The organism is Lacticaseibacillus salsurae (genome assembly GCF_045862175.1).
Lineage (GTDB): Bacteria > Bacillota > Bacilli > Lactobacillales > Lactobacillaceae > Lacticaseibacillus > Lacticaseibacillus salsurae.
The window spans coordinates 126,590-135,435 of record NZ_BAAFZI010000002.1; the positions used below are offsets into that span (position 1 = coordinate 126,590).

The window sequence follows — 8,846 nt, forward strand, 5'->3', positions numbered from 1 at the left end:
TTGAGTTGAAAGCATTTAATTAGTTCGTGGCTTTCTTCTTTTTCTTGTCGGACTTTTGACGTTCGTTGGTGTTCAGGATCTTTTTGCGTAAACGCACAGATTCTGGTGTCACTTCACAAAGTTCGTCTTCGTTCAAGAATTCAATGGATTCTTCAAGCGACAAATGCTTAGGCGTCTTGATAGCAGCCGCGTGGTCTTTACCAGAAGCACGGGTGTTGGTCAAGTTCTTACCTTTTGTCGCGTTAACGGCGATATCCATTTCACGAGAGTTGGCGCCGACGATCATGCCTTCGTAAACTTCTGTGCCGGCATCGATGAACAATTGGCCACGGTCTTCGATGGATTGCAACGAATAAGTGGTGGCTTGCCCAGCGTTGATGGAAACCAAGGCACCAGTGGTACGGCCAGGTTCCCAGTTGCGAACAACTGGCAAGTATTTTTCAAAGGTGTGGTTCATGATCCCGTAACCACCAGTAGAAGATAAGAATTCAGTGGAGTAGCCGATCAAGCCACGAGAAGGTGCAAGGAAAGTCAAGCGGGTTTGACCGTTGCCTTCGTTTTCCATGTTCTTCATTTCACCTTTGCGTTGCGCCATGGCATCGATGATCGTCCCAGTGTATTTTTCTGGGGTATCGATTTGAACTTCTTCAAATGGTTCGCAAAGCTTGCCATCGATTTCGCGATAGATTACTTCAGGACGACCCAATTGTAATTCAAAGCCGGCACGACGCATTTCTTCAACTAAGATGGACAAATGCAATTCGCCACGACCAGATACCATCCAAGCACCGGCTTGGTCAGTGTCATCAACCCGCAAGGAGACATCAGTTTGCAACTTAGAGCGCAAGTAGTCTTCGATCTTACGGGCAGTGACTTTGTCGCCTTCACGGCCGGCAAAAGGTGAGTCGTTTTGCAAGAACATCATTTGCAGTGTTGGTGGATCGATGCGTAAGATCGGCAAAGCATCTGGGTGGTTGGCATCAGCAACAGTTTCGCCGACATAAATGTCATCCATCCCAGAAACCGCGATCAAATCACCAGATTTGGCGGTTTGCACTTCCACACGCTTCAAGCCAAAGAACCCAAAGATCTTAGTGACCCGGAAGTTCTTCTTGGAGCCGTCAAGCTTCAACACCGTCACGGAGTCCCCAACAGAAATACTGCCGCGGAACACCCGACCGATCCCGATACGACCAACATAATCGTTGTAGTCCAACATGGAAACTTGGAACTGCAAAGGTTCGTCAGAAGTGTCTTCTGGTGCTGGAATGGTTTTGACGATGGTGTCAAATAAAGGCACCATGGTGTGTTCTTGATCAGCCGGATCGTCAGAATAAGAGCTGGTGCCGTTGATGGCAGAAGCATAAACGATCGGGAATTCAAGTTGAGATTCATCAGCGCCAAGGTCGATGAACAATTCAAGCACTTCGTCAACAACTTCAGCAGGACGTGCGCCTGGGCGATCGATTTTGTTAATGACAACGATCGGCGTCAAGTGTTGTTCCAAGGCTTTTTTCAAAACAAAGCGAGTTTGTGGCATGGTGCCTTCAAAAGCATCCACAACCAATAACACGCCATCGACCATTTTCATGATCCGCTCAACTTCGCCACCGAAGTCCGCGTGTCCTGGGGTATCCACGATATTGATAGTGGTATCCCCATATTTAACTGCCGTGTTTTTGGACAAGATCGTGATCCCACGTTCCTTTTCGATCGCATTGGTATCCATAGCGCGGTCTTGAAGGTTAATGTGTTCGTCCAAGGTGTCTGATTGTTTCAGCATTTCGTTGACCAAGGTGGTTTTACCGTGATCGACGTGGGCAATAATCGCAATGTTCCGAATATCGTCGCGAGTCTTCAAATGTTCTACTTCCTTTCGAGGTGGTGCAACTATTTAATCATAAAAAAACGTGCCGACATCGACACAGTATCCGATTTGAAATTATAGCACAAAACAACCACGCGTGTCATAATTTTCAGAAAATAAATCTAAGGGTTCATTAAAGTCATGATCTGCGCATGCGCTTTGGGCATCGCTGCCACTACCACACCAGGGGTCAACAATGCCAGCGCGTCGCCGTTTGGCCGTGTCACTTGCAAGCCAAATGCCGCCCCGATCGCCATGCCAGCAGCCACATCCCAAGGTTGCAAATAGGAAATATAGCCGACTTGTTGGCCTAATGCCACCGATTTAAACTCAATGCCGGCACTGCCTAACAATCTTGGCCCAGCAGATGCCAACGCAATGTCAGCCACATGCAAGCGATTGTTGATCAACATCGGGCCGTTGACCCCTAACAAGCCATCGGCTAATGGCAAGTCTTGCGGATGCGACAATGGCTTATCGTTTAGCATTAAAGGAAAATCCGGGCCGCCTACGATCAACTCATCGCGCCACACATCTAAAATCGCCCCATATACAGGCACGCCATCGACATAAACGCCGATCATTACGGCAAAGTTGGCTTTTTGCTTGACGAAATTCATCGTGCCATCGATCGGATCGATAATAAACACCAAACCTTTGAGCCGATCGATCTTGGTTTGCTGGCCTTCTTCGCCTTCAATATGGGCCTGTGGATAGGCTTGTTGGATCTGCGCCACTAAAAAGGCTTGATTCATCTGATCGACATTGGTCACGAGATCTTTGCGTGACGACTTGGTGGCCACAGTTAACGGCGACTGCATCGCCAACAAAATTTGTTGCCGGCTAGCAGCTAGCCAACTTCTGACCTTTGCGTCAAGTTGTTGTAAGTCGATTTTCATGACAAGTGGACCCGAATCTTTTGTTGAACGCCGGCGCGAGCCATTTTGACCACCGTGTATAAGGAATAGCCACTGACGGTTTCAAAATCGCGCCCTAATTGTTTTTCGGTGGCTTGATCTGGCACCACCGATTTGAACCCCCGATAAGCCGCCAACAAATTATCGCGGTCCACGCCACGTTCATAAGCATCTTCAACTAGTTGGTAGAAGGTGGTGACTTTGACCATATCGTCAGTGGACCAGTCCATGTCCAAAGGGTATTGATAGTTAGGTTTCATGTTTTACTCTCCTTGAATTGCCGCCACTTGGGCAGCTTGGGTCGTATGCACCGCATCTAAGGCGGCCATTTCTGCATCGGCTGCGGTCATTGGCGAAAGCACTTGAGCGCCTGATTCATTGATCAACACCGGAACCGCCCAAGCCGCATCGTCTTGAATATAAGTCAGCGGTGCCAGCAATGGTTGCCCGAACAATCCTGCCAAAACGCGTTGCACCAACGCCGGCCAAAAAATAGCCGCATCCCCTTGTGCATATTGGCTGACAGCATCGCTGACTTGCGTCAATAACGGATCGGCCACACCATCAACTGGCGGCAATAACGCCAACAATGGCGTGGCAGCGACATACGCGCGACTCCATAATAACACCGGTTGCCGCGCTGTGCCGACGACATAAGCGGTGACTTGCCGACGTGGGACTTTGAGCTGTGCTGATACCAAGCGCTCAAAACAGGCGCTTAAGCCAAAGGTCCCCAGCCCGATCACGCTGGTTTTGGGTAAACCGGAAAAACGCTGAGCAAAATAGGTCAACACCGCATCATCATGCGTGGCCACCAACACTTTGCCTTGAAAGCCTGCTGCCATCGCCGCACTCATCACTTTGCGTAACTGTTCTAACATCACTGGTTGAAAATCAGCTCCCGTGGCTTCACCAAAGTCAGTCACCACCAACACGTCAACTGTCGGCCAAGCTTTGGCGGTCAGTTTGACCAGCGGATTATGCCCCATTTGGCTCAATAAGGCCAAGCTATCTGCTGCTGGTACTGCTGGTGACAATATGCTGATCGCCAGCTCCTGTGTACTTTCAATCAACGTTTTCAACACTGCAGTCGTCAAGCGACTTTGCCCACAAACCACGACTTTTCGCATGATCCGCCTCCCAAGCTTATTGCCTTGATTTTAGCAAAAATTTAATCAGAATAAAAAGACAGCAGTATTACAATGTGCAGTCATTTTGTTGCGCGGTTACAAAAAAACTCACCTCTGAAAATCAGAGATGAGCATTATGGACACCATCATCTAGACTGCCACGAGACTGGGTCTTGGTTGTACCGAAACGCATTCAAAGTCGCTGCATGACGGGTGTTACCAACCAAGGATTCTGGATGATTGATCACGTCCACTTGAGTTTGGGGATCAACTGGGGTGTGCGCCGTTACAAAGTGTGCGACCACCGTTGCCAGGGGTGCAAATAACCGTGGCAAGCCGGCTTGCAACCCAGCGATAAATGCCACTGTCGGCCGTTGCATCAAAGCTGGCAACAAGGCGCTTAAACAAAAGCGCGCTTGGCCAACTGCAGCAACTGTTACGGCTGCATCTGTGGTCAACACCGTACCGGCGATTGCCAAGTCACTAGCTGGTGTCAACGCCACTAAGCGCATCAATCCTGCCAGCAATGTTGGGGTGCTTACGACTTGGTCGGTCCACACATCAACAGGCAATACCATGCCAGCTTGGCCGATCAAACGGTCGCCTGGCACTAGATCAGATACAAGTTCTTGGCGCGCAAGCCCGTCGCGAACCACTAAAACTTTGGCATCATTTTGAACAAATTGGTTAAAAAAGTGTCGCAAGCTAACATTGGCAATAATTGCCAAACTCAAGCCGATCAACAAAACGCCTGCCGCCAAAGCCACGTGACCCAATAATGCGATCACGACACTTAAGCCGAACATCAAGGCGTTGATCGGCGCCCATGCCAACGCAAACTGAGCTGGTGTGTTTTGCGGTAGCGTCAGCTTGGCTTTGCGCACTTCTACGCGGGACAACCCGCTGTATTGTTGCATCTTCAGCATCGATTTCACCTCTATGTCACCAGAGGTTTGAGATGCGCCGATTACTTGATTAAATGAAGTGGTGGCACAATGACAAACCTTCCGGGATCTGCATTATCGGGACTACCACCATCAACTGCTGTTTGTAACATGTGCTCACCACCTTTCATTCACCGTCCGCCGGGATCAATTTGGATCACGGGTGTGCACCCCCGCAATATAAAAAGCGCCCGCCGATTGAGCGCACGCAATTATTGCATCCCAATCGTGAAGTTTTAGCACTATACGCCTAGAAGAATTCTTCAGCTACGTTAACGCAAACCTTATCGGTAAGCGTGGTTGACTCATTGGCATCTCTGGATGTTTCTGAGCAGCAGCATTGTTCGTATAGGAGCCTCGCCTAACGGAAAGCACCATATTTATCTTACTAACCTAGTTTAACGGTTCAACCCGGGCGTGTCAAGCACCTGCCCGCACCGCGGTAACGATTTTTTTGCGTCGTGAGCTTGCTGTCACTGAGCCATTTTCGTTGCCGGTTACGCGTCAGTAGCGCTTTTTTCAGTCTCTGGCTTGTGGTAGAGTAGAAGTTAAGTTATCAATGGAGGAATCAGCTGTGTATTTAATGAAAGATATCACCCGCGACGGCGCAAAAGTTTTGCGCGAACATGCCGCCAAAGTTGAATTTCCACTGTCTGAAGCCGACCAAAAATTGGCGCATGACATGATGGAATACTTGGTCATCAGCCAAGATGAAGAAAAAAATGCCAAATACAAACTGCGTCCAGGCGTTGGTTTAGCCGCCCCACAAGTTGGCGTCGGCGAAATGATGGCTGCTGTATTGGTCCCAGGACCGGATGACGAGATTTTATTTAAAGAAGTCTTGATCAACCCGGTGATCATCAGCCACTCCGTTCAAGGCGCGGCGTTGTCTGAAGGCGAAGGTTGCTTGTCAGTGGATAAAGACATTCCCGGGTATGTGGTGCGCCATGACCGCATCACCATTCGCTATCAAAACACCAAAGGCGAAACCAAAAAGATCCGCTTAAAGAATTACCCAGCGATCGTTTGCCAACATGAAATCGACCACTTAAACGGTATCTTGTACTACGATCACATTAATAAGGAAGAACCTTTCCATATCGATAGTGAAGCGGTGTTGATCGACTAAAACGATCCAAGCTGAAACATCCGCGCTTTTATCCCAATAAACAAGCGTCGTTGCATCACGATTCGCCTTTTGAATCGCAGTGCAACGGCGCTTATTTGTCTAGGCGTGACGCGATGGCAAGCGACTGAGGTCTGCTTTTTAGACGCGGCGCACATCTTGCACATATTCGCGCGTCGCCGCGTTTGATACATAAGCCACATCAAAATGGGTCATGTCATCGCGCGTCCACCAATCTGTCACCACTAAACTTGGCGCCAGTTTGACACTATTGGCGTTGCTGGCGCCAGTTTGCGCGTGCAAGGCGTGTTGAAACTGATCCAAAGCCATTGGTGGCGTGACGTTTGGCATTTGGTATTCAAACGCCATGATCCCATGTCCCCACACATCTGCCACTGGCTGTGATGACACCTTTGGCGCTGGCGCCACGCCAAGTTGCGCCAATGCTTGAAACACTGCAGCATCACAAGCTTTTTGGTTGTGGCGCATCAACACCTTCATGGCGTGCTTGCGCCGTGCCACCCGCCAGCGGATCAGCAAAGCGGCGATGACGATCACGAGCAGTCCTGCGATTATCCAAATGCCCATAAGCTTCCTCCTTACGCGTAATTGCTTCTATCTATAATGTAACACGTTGGCCCCGTGGCGCGCACGTCAGGTTTATGCTAAGATATAAAGTAACTGTTGAGATCCTCAACAAATGATCGGTCAATGCGAAATTTTACCCCAGACACTGGGGCGATTTTTTGCGTATTCGAAAGGAGCTTATTATGATCTACAAAGTATTGTACCAAAAAGACAAGGTGGTCAACCCCCGCCGCGAAACGACTCAAACGCTTTATATCAACGCCGACTCTGCTGTGGCGGCACGTAGCTTGGTGGAAGAAAACACCCCATACAACATCGAATACGTGCAAGAATTGTCAGGCAAATTCCTGGAATTCGAGCAAAAAGAACCTGACTTTAAGTTGACGGAGTTCTAACTGAATGAAACTCAACATTAAGAACAACGAAACTGCCGTATTTGCTATCGGCGGTTTAGGCGAAATCGGGAAAAACATGTATGGGGTTCAATACCAAGACGAGATCATCGTCATTGATGCTGGGATCAAATTTCCAGAAGATGATCTGTTAGGTATCGACTATGTGATTTCTGATTATTCCTACTTGGTGCAAAACCAAGATAAGATCAAAGCCTTAGTGATCACCCACGGGCATGAAGATCATATCGGCGGCATTCCTTACTTCTTAAAACAAGTACCGAATGTGCCAGTTTATGCCCCACCGTTAGCTGCGGCATTGATCCGAGGCAAACTCGAAGAACATGGCTTATTGCGCTCAACCAAAATGACTGAGCTGAAAGAAGACGCGGTGTTGAAGTTTGGTCCGATCACTGTCGACTTCTTCCGCACCACCCACAGTATCCCAGATACCTTAGGGGTAGCGGTGCATACACCAAGCGGCGTGATCGTGGAAACTGGGGACTACAAGTTCGACTTGACCCCAGTTGGTGACCAGCCGGCGCCAAACTTACAAAAAATGGCGCGCTTAGGCGAAGAAGGCGTCTTGTTGTTGATGAGTGATTCCACCAACGCCGAGATCCCTAACTTCACCAAGTCTGAACGCTTCGTCGGCCATTCCATTCGCCACATTTTTGATGGTATCGAAGGGCGGATCATTTTCGCCACTTTCGCTTCAAATATTTCGCGGATCGCCCAAGCCGCTCAAGCCGCCATGGATCATGGCCGCAAGATCGCCGTGTTTGGTCGCTCCATGGAAACTGCCATGGTCAATGGCCGCGAGCTAGGTTACTTAGACATTCCCGATGACGTGCTCATCGACGCGCATGAACTCAACAAGTTACCTGCCAACGAAGTGATGATCTTATGTACGGGCTCACAAGGCGAACCGATGGCGGCGTTATCTCGTATCGCCAACGGCACACACCGGCAGATCTCGATTCAACCTGGCGACACGGTGATCTTCTCTTCCAATCCGATCCCTGGTAACACCACCAGTGTCAACCACGTGATCAACCAATTGGAAGAAGCCGGCGCTGAAGTCATTCATGGTAAAGTCAACAACGTCCACACTTCTGGCCATGGTGGTCAAGAAGAACAAAAGTTGATGTTGCGCTTGATGAAGCCAAAGTACTTCATGCCCATCCATGGTGAATACCGGATGCTGAAGATCCATACCGAATTGGCACAAGAAACCCATATTCCTGAAGATCACTGCTTCATTATGGAAAATGGTGACGTCTTAGCATTGACTGCTGATTCCGCCCGGCGCGCCGGCCACTTCCCAGCCACTGACGTTTACATCGACGGCAATGGCATTGGCGATATCGGCAACGCCGTGATCCGCGATCGCCGCACGCTTTCTGAAGAAGGCTTAGTGGTCGTCGTGGCCACCATCAACATGCAAAAACAAGCGGTGCTGGCAGGTCCTGACTTGTTATCCCGCGGGTTCATTTACATGCGTGAATCCGGCGAGTTGATCAACCAAGCCCAACGTCGCGTTTACCGCACCATCAAAAATACCTTCAAGAGCAACGAAAAAGTCACTGAAGGCATGCTTAAAGATGCGATCACTTCAAATCTGCAAAGCTTCTTGTTCGATAAAACCGAACGTCATCCAGTGATCTTACCGATGCTGATTTTACTGTAAACCATCAAGCCGACTGACAATTTGCCAGCCGGCTTTTTTGCTGACTAAAATCCGATAGAAAGCGGGTAAGCACCTAATAACAGACCGCCTATCCCTCTCAATTGCCAAGCGGTATCATGACCTCATCATAAGAATGGTGAGGTATTTATATGGACGAAGATCAACCCGAGATTGTTCGTATCAAGTTGGACG

General features: G+C 49.2%; 9 protein-coding genes and 1 riboswitch. Of the genes, 3 read left to right on the forward strand and 6 right to left on the reverse strand.

Annotation, left to right across the window (positions count from 1 at the left end):
- Positions 1–19 precede the first annotated feature (19 nt).
- The 5 genes from typA to ACKTSG_RS01870 form a co-directional block, all read right to left on the reverse strand.
- Positions 20–1,861 carry a translational GTPase TypA gene (typA, locus tag ACKTSG_RS01850; RefSeq protein WP_407891376.1) on the reverse strand — a complete coding sequence of 614 codons (1,842 nt, stop codon included), beginning with the start codon at positions 1,859–1,861 and terminating at the stop codon, positions 20–22.
- Between the two features lie 128 nt (positions 1,862–1,989).
- Positions 1,990–2,766, reverse strand: a complete 777-nt coding sequence (locus ACKTSG_RS01855) for an inositol monophosphatase family protein (RefSeq protein WP_407891378.1) — start codon at positions 2,764–2,766, stop codon at positions 1,990–1,992.
- The gene (locus ACKTSG_RS01860) at positions 2,763–3,044 is read right to left on the reverse strand and encodes a UPF0223 family protein (RefSeq protein ID WP_407891380.1); all 282 of its coding nucleotides are present in this window, start codon (positions 3,042–3,044) and stop codon (positions 2,763–2,765) included. The genes ACKTSG_RS01855 and ACKTSG_RS01860 overlap by 4 nt, the downstream gene beginning before the upstream one ends.
- 3 nt (positions 3,045–3,047) lie before the next feature.
- Entirely contained in the window at positions 3,048–3,914 is an 867-nt protein-coding gene (locus ACKTSG_RS01865) for a lactate dehydrogenase (RefSeq protein WP_407891382.1), read from the reverse strand.
- A gap of 146 nt (positions 3,915–4,060) precedes the next feature.
- The gene (locus tag ACKTSG_RS01870; RefSeq protein WP_407891383.1) at positions 4,061–4,840 is read right to left on the reverse strand and encodes a hypothetical protein; all 780 of its coding nucleotides are present in this window, start codon (positions 4,838–4,840) and stop codon (positions 4,061–4,063) included.
- A gap of 232 nt (positions 4,841–5,072) precedes the next feature.
- Positions 5,073–5,234: riboswitch (M-box (ykoK) riboswitch) on the reverse strand.
- A 198-nt stretch (positions 5,235–5,432) separates the two neighbouring features.
- On the opposite strand from ACKTSG_RS01870, the gene def reads away from it, so the two are divergent.
- On the forward strand, positions 5,433–5,987 hold the full coding sequence (gene def / locus ACKTSG_RS01875; RefSeq protein WP_407891385.1) for a peptide deformylase: 555 nt from the start codon (positions 5,433–5,435) through the stop codon (positions 5,985–5,987).
- Positions 5,988–6,125: 138 nt separating this feature from the next.
- Here the strand turns inward: def and ACKTSG_RS01880 are convergent, their stop codons facing one another.
- Positions 6,126–6,572, reverse strand: coding sequence for a hypothetical protein (locus ACKTSG_RS01880; protein ID WP_407891387.1), 447 nt, complete (start codon positions 6,570–6,572; stop codon positions 6,126–6,128).
- Positions 6,573–6,754: 182 nt separating this feature from the next.
- Between ACKTSG_RS01880 and ACKTSG_RS01885 the strand changes: the two genes are divergently transcribed.
- Both ACKTSG_RS01885 and rnjA read left to right on the forward strand, forming a co-directional pair.
- Positions 6,755–6,967, forward strand: coding sequence for a DNA-directed RNA polymerase subunit epsilon (locus tag ACKTSG_RS01885; protein ID WP_125707103.1), 213 nt, complete (start codon positions 6,755–6,757; stop codon positions 6,965–6,967).
- A gap of 4 nt (positions 6,968–6,971) precedes the next feature.
- Positions 6,972–8,654, forward strand: coding sequence for a ribonuclease J1 (gene rnjA / locus ACKTSG_RS01890; protein ID WP_407891389.1), 1,683 nt, complete (start codon positions 6,972–6,974; stop codon positions 8,652–8,654).
- Positions 8,655–8,846 lie beyond the last annotated feature (192 nt).

Excerpts from the sequence above, each read along its gene's own strand:
- ACKTSG_RS01880 (WP_407891387.1), bottom strand. The coding sequence starts at position 6,572 with ATGGGCATTTGGATAATCGCAGGACTGCTCGTGATCGTCATCGCCGCT.
- ACKTSG_RS01855 (WP_407891378.1), bottom strand. The coding sequence starts at position 2,766 with ATGAAAATCGACTTACAACAACTTGACGCAAAGGTCAGAAGTTGGCTA.
- ACKTSG_RS01870 (WP_407891383.1), bottom strand. The coding sequence starts at position 4,840 with ATGCTGAAGATGCAACAATACAGCGGGTTGTCCCGCGTAGAAGTGCGC.
- ACKTSG_RS01865 (WP_407891382.1), bottom strand. The coding sequence starts at position 3,914 with ATGCGAAAAGTCGTGGTTTGTGGGCAAAGTCGCTTGACGACTGCAGTG.
- rnjA (WP_407891389.1), top strand. The coding sequence starts at position 6,972 with ATGAAACTCAACATTAAGAACAACGAAACTGCCGTATTTGCTATCGGC.
- ACKTSG_RS01885 (WP_125707103.1), top strand. The coding sequence starts at position 6,755 with ATGATCTACAAAGTATTGTACCAAAAAGACAAGGTGGTCAACCCCCGC.
- ACKTSG_RS01860 (WP_407891380.1), bottom strand. The coding sequence starts at position 3,044 with ATGAAACCTAACTATCAATACCCTTTGGACATGGACTGGTCCACTGAC.